The sequence below is a fragment of the Isoptericola sp. NPDC055881 genome, assembly GCF_053615895.1.
On sequence record NZ_JBSHCR010000003.1, the window covers coordinates 51,519 to 71,479 of the forward strand.

The window sequence follows — 19,961 nt, forward strand, 5'->3', positions numbered from 1 at the left end:
TCCTATCCAGCGAGGGCCGCGCGGCCGGGGGCGGTAGCGGGGGCGGCGACAGGGGCGGCGCGGACGGTCGAGGCGACCTCGAGCGCCGGCTGCGCCGCGCCGAGGTCGAGGTCACGGACGGCGACCGGCTGCCCGCTGGCGAGGGACTCGTTGGCCGCCACTCCCACGGCGAGGGCACGCACGCCGTCGAGCCACGTGGCCGCCCGGCCGAGGTCGTCGTGCGCACTGCCGAGGAAGAGGTCGCGGAGCAGCGCGTCGTCCGCGCCGCCGTGCCCGCCGGCGACCTGCGGCACGGCGATCTCCCGCGCGCTGGCGAAATGCTCCTGCACCACGAGCCGCTCTCCCACCCGTCGGGGGCCGTCGTCAGCTGCCGCGTCCCCCGCGGCCGTCGGGTCGACCGGTCGACTCCCGCCGTCGGCCAGGACGGCGCCGCGCTCGACGACGGTGAGCTCCGCCCGCCCCCGCGTCCCGTTGAGCGCCACCGTGTAGCCCTCCCAGGGAGAGTGGGCGTTGAGCGAGTACGTCATGGTGGCGCCCCGGGCGTAGTCGACGACGACGGACAGGTTGTCCTCGATGTCGATCCCCGGCGCGAACACGTCCTGGTCCCGCAGGTAGCCGTCGTGCTCCTCCTGCTCGTGGTAGAGGCCCCGCAGGAGGTCGTGCTCGCGCAGGTCGAGCGCGAACGGGTCGCGGTCCGCGCCGTCGTAGGTGCCCCGGGCGGGCCGGTCGCCGAGGCCGCGGCGGGCCGCGTTCTCCTCGCCGTAGAAGCGGAGCCCACCGCTGGCGTACACCCGCTCGGGGGCGTCGGCGAGCCACCAGCCGACGAGGTCGAAGTGGTGGGAGGACTTGTGGACCAGGAGTCCGCCCGAGCTCTCCTTGCGCCGGTGCCAGCGGCGGAAGTAGTCGGCCCCGTGGGAGGTGTCCAGGAGCCACTCGAAGTGCACGGAGGTGACCTCGCCGATGCGGCCGTCCGCGACGACCTGCTTCAGCGCGGCGTTCCGGGGCGAGTACCGGTAGTTGAACGTCGTGACGACGTCCCGCCCCGTGCGGTCGACGGCGTCTGCGATGCGGCGCACGCCCTCGGCGTCCGTCGTCAGCGGCTTCTCGACGACGACGTCGGCACCGCCGTCGAGGGCGGCGACCACCAGCTCTGCGTGCGCGTGGTCCGGCGCCGTGACGATCACCCGGTCGATGCGGGACCGTGCCACGTGCGCGGAGAGCGCGGCGAGGTCGATCCGTTCGGGGGCGGCGAGGCCCGCCTCCGCGAGGCGCCGTTCGTTCCACTCCAACCGTCCCGGGTTGGTGTCGCCCCAGGCCACGATCTCGGCGACCTCGGCGTAGGGGCCGGCGAGCGCCGTCAGGTAGAGCTGGGCGCGCCCGCCCGTGCCGATCAGCGCGTACCGCGTGCTGCGGGCCGTCGTCGAGCGGGTCGTCGTCGTGCGTGTCATGGAGATGGTCCTCTCGGCCCGGCGCGTCGGCCGGCCTGTCGGTGATGCGGTGTGTCAGCGGGGGGGTGCGCAGGGGCACGGTCACGACCTGGGCACGGTCACGACCTGGGCACGGTCACGGCCTGGGCACGGTCCGGACGGGGACGACCGGGACGAACAGCGCCGAGTCCTTGCTCGGCCCGATGCCGCTGCCCCACTCGAGGAAGCCCTGCCGGGCGCCGCCGTCGTTGTCGTTGACGAGGACGGAGAACGCGAACACCCCGTCGTGCGGGTCGATCCCCAGCTCGTCCCAGGGCACGAGGACGTCGTAGGTCGTGGTGCCGTCGTCGCGCGCCACGTCCGCGGCGACGTCGTCGACGACCCCGACCGGGGCGGTGTACCGGTAGGCGCTCGCGCTCCCGACCGCCGGGTGGACCCCGATCTCCACCCGCGACGCCGGGTCCTCCCCCGGCAGCCCGCGCGCGACGGCGAGCTGGATCGAGTCGCCCTCCCACAGCCGGTCGACCGCGGCGGAGACGCGGTGGTCGTCGTCCCGCACCGCGGCACGGAGGCGGAGCCCGCGGTCGCTCCACGAGAGCGCGAACGTCCCGCCCAGGTCGTCGGTGTCGGGCGTGGCACCGCTGATCGGGACGTAGGTGCCCCGGGCCCGCCAGTCGACCACCGCCGCCCGGCGGGGGTTCTTGGCGACAGGTGCCAGTGCCGTCGTCCCGGACAGCCTTCGCACCTCTCCCCCCGCGGTCGCCGTGAGCGTGAACGGGTACGGCTGCCACGGCTCGAGCGGCGCGGGGTCGAGCACCGACGCCGACGTGCTCCCCGGGTCCACCGCGACGTCCGGCAGCACGCCCTGCGTGTCCCCGACGGTCCAGGTGATGTCGCCGACCGTCGTGGCGTCCCCGCCAGGGAGGTTCTCGACGTCGAGGGCGAGGCCGACGTCGCCCCGCCGTCCGGCGGCCGGGCCGAGGGAGAGCAGCGGGTTCTGCACGACGTCCGTGGTGTCGTCGACGTAGGCGACCACCGCGTCCCCGCTGCGCACCGTGTACGACACCGGGTGCACGCCCGGCTCGCGCATCGCGTCCAGCGCGAGCACGCCCTGCACCTGGTCACCGGTCCCGGAGAGAGCGACCCCGGCGCCCACCGGGCCGACGACGCTGACGTCGCCCGTCACCCCGAGCGCCGCGCGGTCCACGCCCACGGGGACGTCGGCCCCCTGGCCGAGCGCGACCTGGTCGGGGGTGCCGACCTCGGCCGCGGCGTCGGGCACGATCGTCGTCGCCCCCACGGCTCCGGACACGTAGACCGGGTCTCCCCCGACCGTCAGCTCCACCGGGCCGTCCGGCCGCGCCCGCCACGACCGGCCGTCGGCCCGGACGACCCGCGCCGACGCCCCCGTCCCTACGGACACCGTGACCGGGGCCCCCGTCGCCCAGACCATCCGCACGGCGCCGCCCGTGGCGTCGGTGAAGTCGGCGGTGATCGCGCCGTCCAGCCGCCGCAGGGCCGTGAGCGTGCGGCCCGCCGTCAGCCGGGTGAAGGTCGCGAGCGCCGGGTAGGCCGGCTTGGGGGTCAGGGCCGTGCCGCCGGCGGCCGGCAGCCGGGTGAGCCCGAAGTTGTGCTCGGGCTCGGCACGGTTCGCGCCGGAGTCGATGAGCTCGTAGTAGATGACCCGTTCGACGCCCGCCGCCTCCAGGAGCGCCGCCGAGCGCACGACGTAGGCCGCCTGCTGCTGCTCGGTGGTGCCGCCGGTCGTCGTCGTCCAGCCGTGCTCGCTGAGCCAGATGGGGATGTCCCGCCCAGGCGCGTACTCGTCGACGAGCGCGCGCAGGGTCGCGACGCCCGCCTCCGTGCGGCCCTCGGGCGCGACGGGGAAGTCGTACGTGTGGTAGCTGACGGCGTCGAGGTAGTCGAGGCCTCCGAGAGCGAACAGGTCCTCCATGAAGTCCCACCGCGCCCCCGCCGTGACGGGACCGACGACGCGCGCGCCGGGCGCGGCGGCGTGGATGGCGTCGGCCGCGGGCGCGAGCAGGTCCAGGTAGCACGCGGCGGTCGTGCCGCACGCCCCCGTGTTGAAGGAGTGGTTGAACTCGTTGTAGACCTCGTAGTCGACGCCTGGCCCGTAGTGCGCGGCGGCGGCCGCGGCGTACCGGGCGTACGCGGCGATCCCCTCGGGCGTGCTCGGCGTCTTGCCGTCGTCGTACCACCTGCTGAAGTAGGCGAGGATGACCAGCGGCCGCTCGCCCCGGGCCTTCGCCGCCGCGACCTGCGCGTCGAAGTGCGCGGGGAACTCGTAGACGCCGGGCGCCGTCTCGACGGTGTCCCACGACGGCCCCTCGCGCATCGTCCCGACGCCCAGCGGTGCCATGAGCGCGTCGACCTGCTCCACCGAGTACCGGTTCACGTGGACCGCGACGCCCACCGGTCGGTCCGACGAGGCCGCTGACCCCGGCGCCTCGACGACCGCGAGGGACCCGGTGCGGCTGAGCGCGACCGGGGCGTCGATCTCGAGGGTGAGGCCGTAGTACCCCGCGGGCAGCCCGGACAGGTCGATCGACGCCGAGCCGCCGGAGACGGTCACCGTCCCCGTGTCGACGCGCTGCCCCGACGCCGCCCGGAGCTCCCAGTCCACGCTCTGCGCCACCGTGCGGACGCCGACGTGCGCGTCGCCCGCCCGGTAGACGAGAGCGGTGTCGGCGAAGGCGAGCGTGCCGGGCGGGGGCGCGTGCTGCTCGAACGACGGGTTGACGACCAGGTTGTCGTCGTCGCCCGCCGCGGCCATGCGCACGTCGTCGAGCCAGACCGTGCCGGCGCCGCGCACGAGGAACCGCAGGACGAACGTCATGCTGCCCGTGGGCTGGGTGTAGCTCCACTCCAGCTTCGTCCAGCCGTTCGTCCCCGCGGGCAGCTCGACGCGCTGGGTGTGGTCGCTGCTGAGCACGACGTAGGCCGCCCCGGCGGAGGAGAGGTCCGCGGTGCGCACCCATGCGCTCATGTCGTAGGTGACGCCGCCCGTCGCCCGGACGTTCTGCCGCAGGTCGACGTACGAGGCCGAGTACGGCGTCGTGAAGTCGACCCGCGCCGAGGCGGCTCCGTCGTGGGCCTGCGCGGTGTCCGCGGCGATCTCGAAGTCAGGGCTGCCCGAGACGGTCGTGGTCCACCCCTCGAAGGAGTCGGACGCGGCGAGGTCGGCACGGGCGGGCGCCGGGGGCGTCACGAGCACGCCCGCGAGGACCGCGAGCGCGGCGAGGAGAGCGGGGACGGCCCGGCGCGGCCGTCGTGTCGTCAGGGGCGTCGTCGGGGGCGTCGTCGTCGGCATCGTCGTCGGCACCGTCGTCACCCCTTGACCGCGCCGGCCTGGCCGGCGCTCCGCAGGAACTGGCGCTGGAAGAGGACGAACAGCACCACGGGGATGAGCACCGAGATGAACATCCCGGCCATCAGCAGATGGGTGGGGGCCGTCTCGCTCACCCGGAACAGGCCGACGGACAACGGCTGCAGGTCCGGCGAGGGCAGGACGAGCAGCGGCCAGAGGAACTCCTTCCACGAGGCCACGATCGTCAGCAGGGAGACCACCCCGACGACCGGCCGCGACAGGGGCAGCACGATCGACCAGAACACGCGGAACACGCCCGCGCCGTCGATCCGGGCGGCCTCGAAGACGTCGCGCGGCAGCCGGTCGAAGAACCGCGCGACGAGCAGCACGTTGAAGGCGCTCGCGGAGGTCGGCAGCCACACCGCCCAGAACGTGTTGACGAGGTTGACCCCCAGCAGCGGGACGTCGAGCACCGTCACGTACAGCGAGATGAGGGAGACCACCCCGGGGATGAAGAGGGTCGCCAGCACGGCGGCGTTGACGGCCTTCGCGTACCTGGGGCGCAGCACGGCGATGCCGTAGCCACCGGTCAGCGCCACGAGGAGGCCGAAGAACCAGCAGCCGGCCGCCATCCACACCGTGTTGAGCAGGTACTGCCCCACGTGGACCTGCGTCCAGGCGTCGGCCAGGTTGTGCCACTGGATGCCGCTCGGCCACCAGGCGAACGGCTCGCGCAGGATGTCCTGGCTCGTGGACAGGGCGGACTTGAACAACCAGAGCAGCGGCCCGAGCGCCACCACGCACAGGGCGGCGATCAGCACCCCGGTGAGCACGCGCGTCGTGACGCGCACGGAACGGCGCGACCGGTCGAGCGTGGAGATGTTGGACCGCTCGTCGGGGTCGGCGCCCGCCGGGGCGCGCCGCGCGGTCGCGCGCACGGGGGTCGTCACTCTGGTCGTCACGCTGGTCACGATTCGCTCCACTTCCGGGTGAGCCGCAGGTAGACCGCGGAGACGAGGCTGAGGGCGACGGCGAGCAGGAGGCTGAGGGCTGTCGCCTTGCCGAAGTCGCCCGAGAGGAAGGCGTAGTTGTAGACGAGCATCAGGAGCGTGACCGTCCGGTTCTCCGGCCCCCCTCCCGTCATGACGAACGGCTCGGTGAAGACCTGCATCGTGCCGATGATCTGCAGCAGGAGCATGAGCAGGATCACGCTGCGCAGCTGCGGCAGGGTGACGTGCCACGTGCGCTGGAGGATCGACGCCCCGTCGACCTCGGCCGCGTCGTACAGCTCGGTGCGGATCGACATGAGCGCCGCGAGGTAGATGATCGTGGCGGTGCCCGCCGTCGCCCACGTGGACTGGACGACCATGCTCGGCATCGCGAGCCCAGGATCCTGCAGCCAGCCGACCGGCGGCACGCCCATCCAGCCGAGGACCGTGTTGAACAGCCCGGTCCCGGACGGGTCGTAGAACTGCTTCCACAGGAGCACGCTCACCACGGGCGGGATGATCACCGGCAGGTACGCCAGCACGCTCGAGATCTGCCTGCTGCGTCGCAGCTCCGCCATCACCATCGCCATGAGGATCGGCAGCGGGAAGCCGATGACCAGGGCGAGCGCCGCGAACCAGGCCGTGTTCCCGAGGGCGGTCCACAGGAGCGGGTCGGCCAGGACGCGCCGGAAGTTGCTCAGCCCGACCCAGCTGGGCTCGGTGACGAGGTCCGTGTGCTGGAACGCGAGGACGAGGCTCTGGACGATCGGCCACCACGCGAAGTAGCCGAAGGCCAGCAGCAGCGGCACGAACATGAGGAGCGTGGCAGGGCCGCCCCCGCGCGCCCACCGGGCGAGGGGGGCGAGCGGGGACCCGCGGCGCCGTGCCACGACCTGGGGCGCGGTCGCGGCACGCTGCGACGCGGGCGAGGCGTCGGCTGCGGGCGGAGCGGTGACGGTCACGGGCTTCTCCATCTTCGTGGTGTCGGTCGCGGAGCGGTCCCGGGGCGCGCGCGGCACCCCGGGACGAGGCTCAGCCGGCGTCGACCAGGTCCTGGACCTGGGTCTGAGCCTTCTGCAGCAGCTCGGCGGGGTCGGCGTCCTCCCGCGTGAGGACGGCCTGCACCACCGGGTCGAGCGCCGCGTACAGCTCCTGCGCCTTGACGGCGGGCTCCGGCACGATCGTCGCGTCCGGCAGGCTGTCGATGTAGGCCTGGTAGTTCTCGCGCGGCACGTTGACGTACGGCTCGATCCACTTCAGGTAGGTCGCGTACTGCTCCGCGGAGACGACGGGCACCTCCGGCAGCCCCACGGGCAGGTCGTCCGCCACCTGCGACTTCGCCCACGCGACCGCGGACTCCTCGTCGACGTAGCGGTCGAGGAAGTAGTACTTCGTCCACTCGAGCGCCGCGCAGACCTGGTCGGGCGTCGCCTTCGGGTTGAACCACTGGATGTTGCCGCCGCCCAGCACGCCGACCGGGTCGTCGCCGGTCGGGAACGGTGCCAGGCCGAAGTCCTCGGCGGGCATGCCCCGCGCGATGACCACGCTGTTGTAGAGGTTCGCGCCGTTGAGGCTCTGGCCGACCGAGCCTGCGGCCAGGTCGTCGCGGATCGTGTTGTTGTCGTGCAGGAAGTCGTCGCCCGCGGCGTCGAGGTCCCACCGGACGTCGTGCAGGAGCTGCAGGCTGTCGCGCATCCCGGGGGTGTCGAGGGTGACCTTGGTGGCGTCGCCCTGGCCCTCCTCCGCGACGTCCCCGTTCGAGTACGCCATCGAGGTGAGGAGCCAGCCGCCCACGTTCCCCGTCGTCGGGATGATGAACCCGGCCTGCCCGGTCTTCTCCGCGATCGTCGCCGCGTCCTCCCGCACCTCGTCCCACGTCGCGGGGGGCGCGTCGGGGTCCAGGCCGGCCTTCGTGAAGAGCGCCCGGTCGTAGACGAGCCCCATGGTGTACGCGGCACGGACCACGCCGAAGGTGTGGCCGTCGGCGTCCTGCGTGACGGAGGTGAGCTGGGGGTTGAGCTGGCTCAGGACGTCGTCGTCCTCGACGTTCGCCGTGATGTCGGCGGCCTGTCCCCGCTCGATGAGCGACTGGATGTCGGTGAAGGGCACCTGCAGGGTGGTCGGGAGCGTCCCGCCGACCAGGAGGGCGGAGAAGGTCGAGACGTCGTACTTCGTCTCCTCGTCCTCGATCGTGATGTTCGGGTGCAGCTTCTCGAACGCCGCGATCGCGTTCTCCCAGGCCTCCAGGGTGGCAGCCTGGTCGGACGTGGGCCGCTCCCCGACGGTGATCGTGACGTCGGCGTCCGGGTCGCAGGCGGCCGCGGCCGGCGACCCGGCGTCCTGCTCCGTCCCGCTCGAGCACCCGCTCATCACGAGGCCCGCGAGCGCGACGCTCGAGACCATCCCCCCGACGCGGCTCCAACGACGCTCTGGCATCCCTCTACTCCTTCGTAGACATCCCGGACCGATTCATAAAACCGGTTTCACTCCGGAACACAGACTGCCCGTGGGGGCGAGGGCTGTCAACCCCCGGTCTCACGGCGGGCGTCCTCGACGGCGCCGACGCCCTCGAGCCACCCCTCCCGGGCCAGCCATGCCTCGCAGGCCCGCGTCCAGCCGACCCGCGGGTCGAGCCCGCAGCCGTGCCCGCCCACGGGGTACAGGTGCAGCTCGTGCGCCACGCCCGAGGCGGTCAGCGCCGCCGACAGCAGGCGCGAGTGCTCCGCCGGCACCTTGGGGTCGTCGAAGGAGTGGAAGAGGAAGAACGGCGGCGCGGCGGGCGTCGTCAGAGCGTCGAGCGAGAGCGCCTTCCGGCGGACCGGGGTGTCGTCGGTCCCGAGCAGGACGCGCGCCGAGTCGCGATGCACGTGCTCGCGCAGGGAGACGACGGGGTACCCGAGCACGGCCCCGTCGACGCGAGAGGAGGGGCCTGCCGGGGACAGCGCCGCCAGGCCCGCCGCGTGGCCGCCCGCGGAGAAGCCCACGAGCAGCACCCGGTCGACGCCCTGGGACCGGAGCTCGGCGACCCGCGCCGAGATCGACAGGTGCGCCGCCGGGTGGGGGCTGCGGACGGGGTAGCGCAGGACGCTGGCCGGGAGGCCCTGGCTCCGCAGCCACGCCGCGACCGGCTCCCCCTCGTGCGGTGCGTGCGTCCGATAGCTCCCCCCGGGGAGCACCACTGCGTGCCGTCTCATCGACCATCCCTGAAACCGGTTTTGTACGGGGCGCCAGCGTGACACCTGCGTACCCCGGCGGGCAAGTCGGGTGCTGCGAGCTACCCGTCGGCCAGCAGCGCGGTGCAGTGCTCGAGCAGGTCGTGGTTCCCGTCGACGACGTCGCGCTCGGTCATGTCGTACCGCTCCTCCCCGGCCACCCCGACGTCCTCGATCGCCAGCCCCGCCGACGTCCCGGAACGGACCATCCGGCGCACCGCGACGGCGAAGCCGATGCCGGGCGGCAGGGGCGGGAGCGGTCGGCGGGCGGCGTGGTACGCGTACTGGACGTCGTCCCCCGCCCAGACGTTCGCGCCGCCCCCACCGGTGGCGGCGCCGACGGCGACGACCCGCCCGATGCCGTGGTCCACCACGCCTGCCGCGAACAGGTCGCCGCAGGAGTACGTGGTGGCGTCGACGACAGCCACGACCGGTCCGCGGTAGGCGCGCCGGAGGCCGTTGCACAGCTCCGGGTCGGCGAGCGGCAGGTGCTGCGAGAACTCCTCCCCCAGGTCGAGGGCGGCGCGCAGGGAGCCCGCCCAGTCGGCGAGGTCGGCCCCGTTGCCGTCCGCCTCGGCGATGTCGGCCATGGCCGGAGTCGCACGGCAGGCGAAGCGTGCCGGCTCGATGCGCCGGTCGGTGAAGAGCTGGAAGAGCCGCTCGGCCGCGTCGACGACGCCGCCGGGGTTGGACCGCAGGTCGATGACCAGCCCGGTCGCCGGCAGCCGGCGCAGCAGCCGCGCCACCTCGTCCGCGAACCGGCCGGGCTGGCGCACGTCGAAGGTCCACAGCCGCAGGTAGCCGAAGGTACCGCGCGACGTCGTGACGGAGCGCGCGGCGACGGCGTCCGCCATGCTGGTGCGCAGCCAGCCCGACCCCTTGGCGCGCGGCTGGACGACCTCCCGGTCGCGTTCCCACAGCTCGGTGGCGAACAGCAGCTTGCGGGCGCGCCGCGCCGACTCCCCGACCACGTCGATCGCCCGTCGCGTCCGGGCCCCCACCCGGTCGTCGGCGGTGACGGCGGACTCCGGCCGGATCGCCCGCCACCAGAACCGCGCCGTGCGGTCACCCTCGGCAGGCGGGTCGTCGGGGCGCCGGTAGCCGACGTCGACCCAGAGCTCGTCGGGCGGGGGCAGGTACGCGAGCGGCCGCTGGGTGAGCGTCTCCAGCGCCCGGGCCCGGCGGGCGTCCGGGCGACCGCCCGTCAGGGTGTCGGCGAACAGGTCGACGGCACGCGTGAAGGGCACCGCGTTCCAGGTGGTGAGCCGCACCCCGGGCGCGAAGGCCGGGTCAGGCACCTCGTCCGTGGTCTTGGTGACCACGAACGTCGGCGCCGTGTACGGGCCGAAGGACTCCACGAGGAAGGGCAGCGCGGCGACGTAGGCGTCCGCCCCCGGGGCACCGACGAACAGCTGGGTGTGCTGGTCGCGCAGCCGGTTGACGACCGCGGTGAGGGCCCGCAGGAACCCTGCGGGGTCGACGAAGGGGATGTCGCGGCGCAGGGCGGCGAGCGCCCGGAGGGCGTCGTAGCCGTACAGGGCGCGCTTCTGCCCGTAGTGCACGTAGACGTCGGTGACGAGGGTGGTCCACAGGTCCACGAGGTCGTGCTGCTGCGTCACGGTGAGCACCACGGGCTCCGGGCCCTCCGCGGCGGCCGGGTCCGCCGTCGCACGGGAGGGCACGACGTCGTCGAGGCTGCTGCCGGCGCGGGCGCGGACGGCCGCCCGGCTCGGCGGCGTCATCGCCCGAACCTCGCCCGCAGGGGCGCGAGGACGCCGCCCGGGATCGGGGCGGCCTCGAGGAGGTCGAAGTACGCCGCGTCGTGCTCCAGGGTGGGCACGGGCGGGATCGTCACCGTGGCGGGGTTCTTCGGCGGCCCCGCGCGCCCCGTCCGCCGGGTGTCCGGCATGTCGAGGAACAGCTCGAGCTCGGCGTCCGGTGCGAAGCGAGGCCCTGCCGACGCGCGGGCCTGGGCGTTCGCGATCGCCTGCTGCGGGTCCTCCTGGACGGCGCGCAGCGTGTCGAGCACGGCCGTCCAGGACCAGGCGCGCTGCGGGTCGGCAGGGTCAGGCAGGGCGACCCGCCGCCGTCGGCCGCCCACCGTGACGGTGAAGCTGGGCGGTGCGCTCGCCGCGGTCATGAGGGACGAGTCGCCGTAGCGGGCGACGCCGCCGACGACGACGAGCGCGACGTCGCGCTCCCGTGCCGCGACGACGCGTCTCCAGGCGTCGCCACGACCGCGTCCGCGGACGACCGTGACGTCGGCGAGCGCGCCCGGGACCAGCCGTCCCACGGGGCGGTGCCAGCACCGCTCGAGGAGCAGGCCGGGGTTGCTGGTGACCATCTCGACGATCTGGGCGTCGGTCACGGCGTAGCCGAGATGGTCGGCGGCGATGCGGGCGACCTTCATCTCCCCGAGGAGGTTCTTCGTGCCGGACGGCCCCCAGTCGCTGCCCAGGCAGACGGTGACGCCGCGGGCCCGCGCGTCGTCGACGAGCGTCGTCTCGGCGTACAGCAGGAGGTTGGACGTCGGGGACCAGACGACGCCGCCGGCGTCGGCGGGGGCCCACCGGGCCCACCGGTCCGCGTCGACCGCGCACGCGTGGACGGCCAGCAGGGTGGGCAGCAGCCCGTCGGCCCGGTCGAGGTCGGTGTAGTCGGCCAGGACGCGGGAACCCCGACGCCCCTCGGCGCAGTGATAGATGAATCCCGAACCCGCGATCATGCGCCGGACGGCGGTGGTGAGCGCCTCGCCCGTCTTGGTGACGACGGACGTGTAGACGAGGTCGTCCCGGCCCGTGCCGACGTCCTCCGCGTCGACGTTGCGCATGACCGTGCGGTACCCCCGGTTGGCGGTGGGCCAGCCCTGCGCGGCCGCCGCTCCGCCGGCCATGGCCCGCACCTGCACGTACGCGAGCAGCGCCTCGGGACAGGCCTTCGCGTACACCCAGGCGGGCTCGGTGACGGACTCGGTGTAGGTGTCGGCGTCGGGCCAGTGCTTGTTGTGCAGCCACGGCTCCGTGCGGCCCGGCTCGGTCCAGAGGGGCAGCGCGTTGTAGGCGAGGTGGTTGTGCATGTCGACGAACCCCGGCAGCACGTAGGCGTCGCCGACGTCGACCTCGGTGGCGCGGGAGAATCCGGCGACCCGCCGGCGGCCGGTGGTCACCTCGACGACCGTGTCGCCGTCGATCCAGACGCGCCCGGGTGCCGGGGCCTGCGCCGCGCCCTGCGCCATGGGCGCGACGTTCCCGGTGATCACCAGCTGCGACATGGCTGTCCCCCGTTCGGGTCGACCCCGGCAGGCGGGTGCCCGGGCCGGGGTGCTGCCTCATTGTCGGCACGCGCGGCGACGCCTCACCGGGTGCACGGTCCGACTTCACCCGGTGCCCGCCGTCCGCGTCGCGGGGCGTGGCGCTCCCTCCTCCACGGAGACGAAGGACGAGGAGCAGCCATGATCACCGACCCGTTCGACACGGGACCCACCGGACGGTTCCGGACCCTGTGCCGCTCCTACCCGGACGACACCGTGTTCCGCGGCGCCGACGGCTTCCGCTCGCTGTGGGGGCCGGTGTTCTACCGGGGCCGCGCGAACGGGACGGCCCGGCTCCTCGTCGTGGGACAGGACCCGGCCCAGACGGAGGCGTTCACGCGCCGCATCCTGTCCGGGCAGGCGGGCCGGCGGGTCCAAGGGTTCGTCGAGAAGCTCGGGTTCACGTCGGGCTACCTCATGGTGAACGCGTTCCTGTACGGGATCTTCAACCAGTCCATGGCGCTGCCGCACCTGAACGACCCGGAGATCGTGGCGTACCGCCACCGCTGGTTCGCCGCGGCGCTCGCGCCGGGGCGCATCGAGGCCGTGGTGACCTTCGGCACCCCCGCCTTCGAGGCGTGGCGCACGTTCGTGGACTCGCCCGAGGGCGCGGGGGTCTCCGTGCCCCACCAGCGGGCCCTGCACCCGACGGCCGACAAGCCGGGCGGCCCGATCTCCCGCAAGGACCTGCTGGAGAACTGGAACGTCGCGCTCCGCCGTCTGCACGCCCAGGTCCGGACCCCCGACGTCGTCACGCCCCTGGTCCCCTACGGCGACGACTTCACGCCGCAGGAGCTGCCCGGCATCCCGAGCCGTGACCTCCCGGCCGGGCTGCCGCCGTGGATGCGCAGCACCGACTTCTGGGCCGTCCTCGGCGACCCTCCGGGCACCGAGCGCGCCAACATCACCGTCGAGGTGCCGTCGCCCTGAGCGGGAGGGACAGGGATACGATCCGGGCGAGATGACCCACCACGAGACGTCCGCGCTGGCCGCGGCCCTGAAGTCAGCCCTGCCCGACGGCGCCGTCCTGTGCGACGCGGCGGCCGTCGGTCCATACGCCCACGACGACGCCGAGTGGGCGGACTACGCCACCCCGGCCGCCGTCGTCCTCGCCACGAGCGTCGAGGACGTGGTCGCCACGGTGCGCATCGCCGGCGAGCACGCCGCTCCCGTCGTGCCGCGGGGCGCAGGCACCGGGCTGTCCGGCGGCGCGAACGCGATGCCGGGCGCCGTGGTGCTGTCCCTGGAGCGCATGACCCGGATCCTCGGGATCGACACCGCGGAGCGGTTCGCCGTCGTCGAGGCCGGCGTGCTCAACGACGACCTGCGCCGCCGCGTGGCGGCCGACGGGCTCTGGTACCCGCCGGACCCCGCTAGCCAGGCGATCAGCACGATCGGGGGCAACGTCGCCACGAACGCGGGCGGCCTGTGCTGCGTGAAGTACGGCGTCACGCGGGACTACGTGCTCGGGATGACGGTCGTCCTCGCCGACGGCACGGTCGCCCGGCTCGGGCGCACCACCGCGAAGGGCGTCACCGGGTACGACCTGACCGGTCTGCTGGTGGGATCTGAGGGCACGCTCGGGATCATCGTCGACGTGACGGTCAAGCTCCGCCCTCTCGGCGGCAGGGAGGACCGCGCGATCGTGGGCTGGTTCCCGTCCCTCGCCGCCGCCGGGGAGGCGGTCGCCGCCGTGTCCGCCGCCGGCATCGTGCCCGCGGCGCTGGAGCTCATCGACAGCACCTGCCTGCGTGCGGTCGCCGACTGGCAGGGCTGGTCGCTGCCCGAGGGCGCGGCCGCGCTGCTGCTCGCGAAGGTCGACGAACCCGGCGGCACCGGCGAGGCGTTGGCGCAGCAGGTCGCCGGGCTCTTCGAGGCTGCGGGCGGCACCCACGTGGAGCGCGCGTTCGCCCCGGACGAGGTGGACCGGCTCTTCCTGGCGCGCCGGCTCGCCTACCCGGCGCTGGAGCGGCTCGGGCCCGTGCTCACGGAGGACGTCTGCGTGCCTCGCTCCGCGGTGCCGACGATGCTCGCCCGCATCGAGGCGATCGCCGCAGGCGCCGACGTGGTCATCGCCAACATCGCCCACGCCGGGGACGGCAACCTGCACCCCCTGATCATCGCGCCCGAGGGCGACGAGGACGCGAAGGCCCGGGCCAAGGCCGCGTTCGACCGCATCGTCGACGAGTGCCGCGCGCTCGGCGGCACGGTGACGGGCGAGCACGGCGTGGGTCTCCTCAAGCTCCCCGGGGCCGCGGCCGAGCTCGACCCCACCGCCCTGGCGATGCACCGCGCGATCAAGGACGCGCTCGACCCGCGCGGTCTGCTCAACCCCGGCAAGGCGTTCCCTGCCGCACCACTCCCCAGCGGAAGACGGCCCAGCGAAGGATGACCCGATGACCACCCTCGTCGCCGACGACGACGTCCGGCTCGACCTCACCGAGCACGGCGACCCCGCAGGCCGACCGGTCGTGCTCCTGGCCGGGTTCAAGGCGGCCGCCACGTCCTGGCGGTACCAGGTCGAGCCCCTGGCCGCCGCCGGCTTCCGCGTCCTGGCGGTCGACCTGCGCGGCCAGGGCGCCGCCGACCGGCCGGACGCCGTCGACATGGACCGCCGCGGCCTCGACGTCGCGTGCGTCCTCGACGCCCTCGACCTGCGCGACGCCGTCCTGGTAGGCGGCTCGATGGGGGCCAGCACCATCTGGTCGCACCTCGCGCAGGGCGGGGCCGAGCGTGTCGCGGCGGTCGTCTCGGTGGACCAGACCCCGGCGATGCTCAACACGGACGGCTGGACGCACGGCTTCTACGGCTACGACGAGAGCAACGTCGACACCTACTTCGCCGAGGGCATCCCCGAGACCGGCAAGGGCACGCCGATGCTCAGGCGCGGGATGCGGCTCGTGCGCCTGCTGCGCGCGATGCGCGGTGCCGAACGGACTCTCACCCCGGGCGAGCTCACCCTCCTGGACGACCACGCCCGGCGGGACTGGCGACCGACCGTCGCCGCGACGGGCGTGCCGGTGCTGTTCGTCGCGGGCGCCGACAGCGAGTTCTGGCCGAGCACCCACGCCGCGGTGTCCGCCGCCCTGGCCCCGCACGGCGAGGCAGCCGTCATCGCCCGCGACGGCCACGCCGCGAACATCGAGCAGCCCGCGGAGTTCAACCGCGTGCTCCTCGACTTCCTCGGTCGCGTCGCACCGGCCGCGGGCTGAGCCCGGTGCCCGTCAGAGGACGGGCTCCCCGCCGGCCAGCTCGGCGAGCCGGGACCAGAGCCTCGAGGTGACCTCGGGCGCCGGGTCGGCGGTGGCAGGGTCGGGGTCGATCCGGGTGGGCACCCCCCGCGCACCGTCGGCGGGCGCGTAGTACTCCCCGCCTCGTGCGTCCGGGTCCGCGAGCGCGCGGACGCCCGACCACGCCGCGGCGTCCTTGCCCTGCGCCCAGGGAGTGAAGGGGTTGCGCCGGTACGGCACGGTGTCGTCACGGATGCCGGGCCGGCGGGGGGTCTTCGCGTCGACGCCGACCCCGGGGCGGGTGACGATCGACGCGAGCGGCAGGCCGGCCGCGCGCAGGCGCCGGTCGAGCTCGAAGGCGTAGACCTCGGTGGCCGTCTTCGCCTTGACGTACGCCCCGAGGCCGGTGCGGGGCGTGCGGTCGACGTCGTCCACCCGCACCGGGAGCTGCTGCACGAAGCCCGTCGACGCGTGGACGATGCGGCCGGCCCCCTCCCGGGCCTGCTCGGCGAGGAACGGCAGGAGCCGGGCGACGAGCGCGACGTTCGCCACCGTGTGCGCGCCGAGCATCAGCGGCAGGCCGTCGTGGGTCCGCGCCGTCCGGGAGAGCTGCATCGGTCCGCCGTTCAGGAAGATCCCGTCCAGCCGAGGGAGGTCGGCGAGCCGGTCTGCGGCCGCGGCCACCGATGCCAGGGAGGTCAGGTCGACGGGGACGTGATGGGTGACCGCCCCGGGTCTCTGCTGGTCGATGGCGCGGCTCGCCTGCTGCAGCTTCGCTGCCGACCGGGAGGCCAGCACGACCTCGGCGCCGGCGACGGCGAGCTGTTCGGCGGCGAAGTACCCGATGCCTCCGGTCGCCCCGGTGACCGCGTAGACGCGGCCGCGCAGGTCGGGCAGCTGGTGCGGGTCCCAGTTCATGTGGAGCTCCTATCCGGATGAGTTATCCGCTGAGAGTACTCCAACCGGATGCTCCATCCGTTTCCGCTAGGCTGAGCGCATGGCCGCACTGAGAGCCGACGCCGCCCGATCCCGCGCCCGGATACTCGAGGCTGCGCGAGGAGTGCCGCCCGGCACGATCCGCCTCAACGACCTCGCCCGCGACACCGGCCTCGGCGTCGGGACCGTCTACCGCCACTTCCCGACGGTGGCCTCGCTGCTCGAGGCCCTCCACCTCGACGCCCTGGAGGAGCTGGCGGAGACCGCGCGCCGCGTGGCGGAGTCGCCGTCCCCCGGCGCGTCCTTCCTCGACCTGGTCAGGCACGACGCCGAGCTGCTGCTCACGCGCGACGGCCTGCGGGAGCTGTTGATCGCCGCAGACGTCTCGGACGAGGCCCGCGCACTGCGCGAGCAGTTCCTCCGTTCGGCGGGGGTGGCCCTGGAGGCCGCCGTCCGCGAGCACCGGGTCCGCGCGGAGATCTCCGTCGAGCAGATCCAGCGGCTCGTGTGCGGGGTGGAGTACGCCGTGCGCCTGGGAGACGGGCGCGACCGTGTGCTGCTGCTCGACGTCATGATCAGCGGGCTCCGGGCCTGATCCTGGTGCTCGCCGGCCGGAGCCTGCCGACGTCGAGCGCGCGCTGCGCGAGGTGCCGGACGCCGCCCCCTTCGCGGGAGGCGGTCGCGGCACGACGGCCGCGTCAGTGGGCGCCCGTGGCCCGCGCCCTGGCGACCGCCTCGGCCACAGGTCCGTGCCACGGCTCGCCGTGGCCGGGCAGGAGGGTCCGCGCGCCTGTGGCGACGAGCGCGTCGAGCGAGCTCAGAGCCGTCACGCTGTCGGCCGTGGCGGCGCCGGCGACGATCTGCGGCCCTCGCTCCCCGGTGTACGGGTCGAGGGTGACGAGCGCATCGCCGGTGAGGAGGACCCCGCGGTCCGGCAGGTGGAGCGCGCAGTGCCCGGCGGTGTGGCCCGGACTGAAGACCACGCGCGGCACCCCGGGCACCGGCAGCACCGCGTCCGGCTCGGCGTGCCGCAGGCCCCGGGCCCCGGGGACGCGGAGAGCCCCGGCGGCGACCATGGACGTCAGCACCGGCAAGGACCGGGGATGCCGCAGCGGGTACCAGGCCCGGGCGTTCTCGTGGGCGTACCGGTACGGGTGGGCCGCTACCGCATGGTCCTCCTGGTGCAGCCAGACGGGGACGCCGAGCACCGCCTGTGCGCGCGCCGCCGTCCCGGTGTGGTCGAAGTGGGCGTGCGTCAGCACCACGGCCGCGACGTCCGCCGGGGTGCGTCCCAGCTCGCGCAACGCCCTCCCGAGCACGTTCCACGCGGCGGGGAGCCCGGTGTCCACGAGGAGGACGCGGCCGTCGTCACCCGTCACGAGGTAGACGTTGACGAACGCGTGCTCGATCCTGTGCACCCGGTCGGCGACCTCGGTGACCCGTCCTCGTCGGTCGTTGGCCAGCATGCCGTCTCCTCGCCCCAGAGCGACGGCGGCCTGCTCCACCGACACGCACACCCTGGCCCGCGTGACCGCGGGCTCGCAACCGCCACAGGTCTTCCGCCGGGAACCAGGCCCGCTCCCCGCGCCGAGCGAGACCGCGAGACCTCGACGCGAGTGTCGCTGCCTCAGGGTGCGGCGGTGGCCGCCCCCACCTCTGTCCGAGCGGCCTCGGAAGCACCGACGAGGACGTCGCTCATGTCGCCCTCGCGCCACTCGGCGAGCAGCCGGTGGAAGGCCACAGGACCCGGGCTGTAGGAGGTCGGGGCGGCCCGCCGCGTGCCCTCCCCGTTGTAGTACCCGGGGGTGCACTCGGCCAGGAAGGCCGAGTTGTCGACGGCGACGTCGAGGATCGTGTCGCACCACGCCTGCTCCGCCTCGGCGGTGGGCTCGACGTACCGGGCGCCGGTCTTGGCCGCCCGGGCGAGGACGGCGGCGATGTGGCCGGCCTGCTCGGACAGGATGTGCACGAAGTTCACCGAGTTGGCGTTCTGCATCGACCCGAGATGGAACAGGTTCGGGAACCCGTGGGAGGAGAAGCCGTGCAGGGTGCGCGGCCCGCGCCCCCAGGCCTCCAGCAGCGTGGTCCCGCCGCGCCCGTGCACCGGCATCGTGCCCGAGACGACGCCGGAGACCCCGACCTCGAACCCGGTCGCGAAGATCACGCAGTCGACCTCGTACTCCGCCTCCCCCACCACGACGCCGGTCGCGGTCATCCGGGTGATGCCGCCGTGGTCGGCGGTGTCCACGAGGGTGACGTTCTCACGGTTGAAGGACTGCAGGTACAGGTCGGAGAACCCCGGGCGCTTGCACATGTACCGGTACCAGGGCTTGAGCACCTCGGCGGTCGCCGGGTCCTGGACGATGCCGTCGATACGGTCTCGGACCTGGTTCATCTTGGCGAAGTCGGCGAGCTCGTCCAGCCGCTCCCGCTCGGCCGGGTCGAGCGACGTGTCGACCGCGCCCGTGAGCATCTGGCGCTGCAGCCGCGCGGTGGAGGTCCAGCCGTCCTGCGTGAGGTCATCGTCCACGGGCTCACCGGACAGGATCGCGAGGAAGTTCTCCATGCGCTCGCGCTGCCACCCCGGCCGCAGGGACGCGACCCAGTCGGGGTCGGTGGGCCGATTGTCCCGCACGTCCACGGACGACGGCGTGCGCTGCATGACGTACAGGTGCGCCGCGTCGCGAGCCACGTGCGGGATCACCTGCAGGCCCGTGGCGCCGGTGCCGACCACGGCCACGCGCTTGTCCGCCAGTCCCGTCATCCCGCCGTCCGCGGTCCCACCGGTGTAGCCGTAGTCCCAGCGGCTGGTGTGGAACGTGTGCCCGCGGAAGTCCTCGATCCCCGGGATGCCGGGGAGCTTCGGCTGCGTGAGGGTGCCCGAGGACACGATCACGTACCGCGCACGCATCGCGTCCCCGCGGTCGGTGCGCACCAACCACTCCTCCGCGTCCTCGTCCCAGGTGAGCTCGGTGACCCGCGTCTGGAAGACGGCGTCGCGGTACAGGCCGTAGTGCTCGGCGATCCGCACCGCGTGCCGGCGGATCTCCTCCCCGGGCGCGTACCGCATCGACGGGACGTACCCCGTCTCCTCCAGCAGCGGCATGTACACGTACGACTCGATGTCGCAGTGGATGCCCGGGTACCGGTTCCAGTACCACGTGCCGCCGAAGTCGCCCGCCTCGTCCATCATCCGCACGGACTCGAACCCGGCCTCGCGCAGCCGGGCACCGGTGACCAGACCGCCGAACCCACCGCCCACGACCAGCACCTCGACACGGTCGGTCAACGGCTCACGCTCGACCCGCTCGGTGTACGGGTCCTTCGCGTAGTACCCGAACTCCCCCGCCGCCCGCCGGTACTGCCGGTTCCCGTCGGGCCGCACGCGCCGGTCGCGCTCGCGACGGTACTTCTCTCGCAGGGCGTCGGGGTCGAAGCCGAGGTTGGCGGGGTCGACGACGTGCGCGAGCGTCGTGTGGGTCACGAGGGCACCTTCCGTGGGCGGCACAGGGCATCAGAGACGTAGCCC

General features: G+C 73.9%; 15 protein-coding genes. 4 read left to right on the forward strand and 11 right to left on the reverse strand.

Annotated elements, in window-relative coordinates:
• Positions 1–2: 2 nt before the first annotated feature.
• The 8 genes from ACWGKI_RS01610 to ACWGKI_RS01645 form a co-directional block, all read right to left on the reverse strand.
• Positions 3–1,448 (reverse strand): Gfo/Idh/MocA family oxidoreductase, encoded by a 1,446-nt coding sequence (locus ACWGKI_RS01610; RefSeq protein ID WP_452184139.1) that lies wholly within the window; start codon positions 1,446–1,448, stop codon positions 3–5.
• A gap of 115 nt (positions 1,449–1,563) precedes the next feature.
• Positions 1,564–4,770: a sugar-binding protein gene (locus tag ACWGKI_RS01615; RefSeq protein ID WP_452184141.1), complete on the reverse strand. Its 3,207-nt coding sequence runs from the start codon at positions 4,768–4,770 to the stop codon at positions 1,564–1,566.
• Between the two features lie 5 nt (positions 4,771–4,775).
• Positions 4,776–5,717: a carbohydrate ABC transporter permease gene (locus ACWGKI_RS01620; protein ID WP_452184143.1), complete on the reverse strand. Its 942-nt coding sequence runs from the start codon at positions 5,715–5,717 to the stop codon at positions 4,776–4,778.
• Between the two features lie 5 nt (positions 5,718–5,722).
• Entirely contained in the window at positions 5,723–6,706 is a 984-nt protein-coding gene (locus tag ACWGKI_RS01625) for a carbohydrate ABC transporter permease (RefSeq protein ID WP_452184145.1), read from the reverse strand.
• A 70-nt stretch (positions 6,707–6,776) separates the two neighbouring features.
• A complete protein-coding gene (locus ACWGKI_RS01630; RefSeq protein WP_380240983.1) occupies positions 6,777–8,180 on the reverse strand; it encodes an ABC transporter substrate-binding protein in 1,404 nt (467 codons plus the stop codon).
• Between the two features lie 86 nt (positions 8,181–8,266).
• Entirely contained in the window at positions 8,267–8,938 is a 672-nt protein-coding gene (locus ACWGKI_RS01635) for an alpha/beta hydrolase (RefSeq protein ID WP_452184147.1), read from the reverse strand.
• An 80-nt stretch (positions 8,939–9,018) separates the two neighbouring features.
• Positions 9,019–10,698, reverse strand: coding sequence for a S41 family peptidase (locus tag ACWGKI_RS01640; protein WP_452184149.1), 1,680 nt, complete (start codon positions 10,696–10,698; stop codon positions 9,019–9,021).
• Positions 10,695–12,227: an amidohydrolase family protein gene (locus ACWGKI_RS01645; protein ID WP_380240976.1), complete on the reverse strand. Its 1,533-nt coding sequence runs from the start codon at positions 12,225–12,227 to the stop codon at positions 10,695–10,697. The genes ACWGKI_RS01640 and ACWGKI_RS01645 overlap by 4 nt, the downstream gene beginning before the upstream one ends.
• Before the next feature lie 180 nt (positions 12,228–12,407).
• Here ACWGKI_RS01645 and ACWGKI_RS01650 point away from each other — a divergent pair, with 180 nt between their 5' ends.
• The 3 genes from ACWGKI_RS01650 to ACWGKI_RS01660 are packed head-to-tail and all read left to right on the forward strand — an operon-like array spanning position 12,408 to position 15,478.
• Positions 12,408–13,196, forward strand: a complete 789-nt coding sequence (locus ACWGKI_RS01650) for a uracil-DNA glycosylase family protein (RefSeq protein ID WP_380240974.1) — start codon at positions 12,408–12,410, stop codon at positions 13,194–13,196.
• A gap of 31 nt (positions 13,197–13,227) precedes the next feature.
• Positions 13,228–14,658 (forward strand): FAD-binding oxidoreductase, encoded by a 1,431-nt coding sequence (locus ACWGKI_RS01655; RefSeq protein ID WP_452184152.1) that lies wholly within the window; start codon positions 13,228–13,230, stop codon positions 14,656–14,658.
• A 4-nt stretch (positions 14,659–14,662) separates the two neighbouring features.
• Entirely contained in the window at positions 14,663–15,478 is an 816-nt protein-coding gene (locus ACWGKI_RS01660) for an alpha/beta fold hydrolase (RefSeq protein ID WP_452184154.1), read from the forward strand.
• Between the two features lie 12 nt (positions 15,479–15,490).
• Here the strand turns inward: ACWGKI_RS01660 and ACWGKI_RS01665 are convergent, their stop codons facing one another.
• Positions 15,491–16,414 (reverse strand): SDR family NAD(P)-dependent oxidoreductase, encoded by a 924-nt coding sequence (locus ACWGKI_RS01665; protein WP_452184156.1) that lies wholly within the window; start codon positions 16,412–16,414, stop codon positions 15,491–15,493.
• A gap of 79 nt (positions 16,415–16,493) precedes the next feature.
• On the opposite strand from ACWGKI_RS01665, the gene ACWGKI_RS01670 reads away from it, so the two are divergent.
• Positions 16,494–17,027 (forward strand): TetR/AcrR family transcriptional regulator, encoded by a 534-nt coding sequence (locus tag ACWGKI_RS01670; RefSeq protein WP_452184158.1) that lies wholly within the window; start codon positions 16,494–16,496, stop codon positions 17,025–17,027.
• A gap of 103 nt (positions 17,028–17,130) precedes the next feature.
• Here the strand turns inward: ACWGKI_RS01670 and ACWGKI_RS01675 are convergent, their stop codons facing one another.
• Positions 17,131–17,898 carry an MBL fold metallo-hydrolase gene (locus ACWGKI_RS01675; protein WP_452184159.1) on the reverse strand — a complete coding sequence of 256 codons (768 nt, stop codon included), beginning with the start codon at positions 17,896–17,898 and terminating at the stop codon, positions 17,131–17,133.
• 161 nt (positions 17,899–18,059) lie between these two features.
• Positions 18,060–19,916, reverse strand: coding sequence for a flavin-containing monooxygenase (locus ACWGKI_RS01680; RefSeq protein ID WP_380240962.1), 1,857 nt, complete (start codon positions 19,914–19,916; stop codon positions 18,060–18,062).
• Positions 19,917–19,961 lie beyond the last annotated feature (45 nt).

What these genes read in the sequence shown, in the direction of transcription:
- ACWGKI_RS01610 (WP_452184139.1), bottom strand. Translation starts at nt 1,448, where the DNA reads ATGACACGCACGACGACGACCCGCTCGACGACGGCCCGCAGCACGCGG.
- ACWGKI_RS01630 (WP_380240983.1), bottom strand. Translation starts at nt 8,180, where the DNA reads ATGCCAGAGCGTCGTTGGAGCCGCGTCGGGGGGATGGTCTCGAGCGTC.
- ACWGKI_RS01635 (WP_452184147.1), bottom strand. Translation starts at nt 8,938, where the DNA reads ATGAGACGGCACGCAGTGGTGCTCCCCGGGGGGAGCTATCGGACGCAC.
- ACWGKI_RS01640 (WP_452184149.1), bottom strand. Translation starts at nt 10,698, where the DNA reads ATGACGCCGCCGAGCCGGGCGGCCGTCCGCGCCCGCGCCGGCAGCAGC.
- ACWGKI_RS01645 (WP_380240976.1), bottom strand. Translation starts at nt 12,227, where the DNA reads ATGTCGCAGCTGGTGATCACCGGGAACGTCGCGCCCATGGCGCAGGGC.
- ACWGKI_RS01650 (WP_380240974.1), top strand. Translation starts at nt 12,408, where the DNA reads ATGATCACCGACCCGTTCGACACGGGACCCACCGGACGGTTCCGGACC.
- ACWGKI_RS01655 (WP_452184152.1), top strand. Translation starts at nt 13,228, where the DNA reads ATGACCCACCACGAGACGTCCGCGCTGGCCGCGGCCCTGAAGTCAGCC.
- ACWGKI_RS01660 (WP_452184154.1), top strand. Translation starts at nt 14,663, where the DNA reads ATGACCACCCTCGTCGCCGACGACGACGTCCGGCTCGACCTCACCGAG.
- ACWGKI_RS01665 (WP_452184156.1), bottom strand. Translation starts at nt 16,414, where the DNA reads ATGAACTGGGACCCGCACCAGCTGCCCGACCTGCGCGGCCGCGTCTAC.
- ACWGKI_RS01670 (WP_452184158.1), top strand. Translation starts at nt 16,494, where the DNA reads ATGGCCGCACTGAGAGCCGACGCCGCCCGATCCCGCGCCCGGATACTC.
- ACWGKI_RS01675 (WP_452184159.1), bottom strand. Translation starts at nt 17,898, where the DNA reads ATGCTGGCCAACGACCGACGAGGACGGGTCACCGAGGTCGCCGACCGG.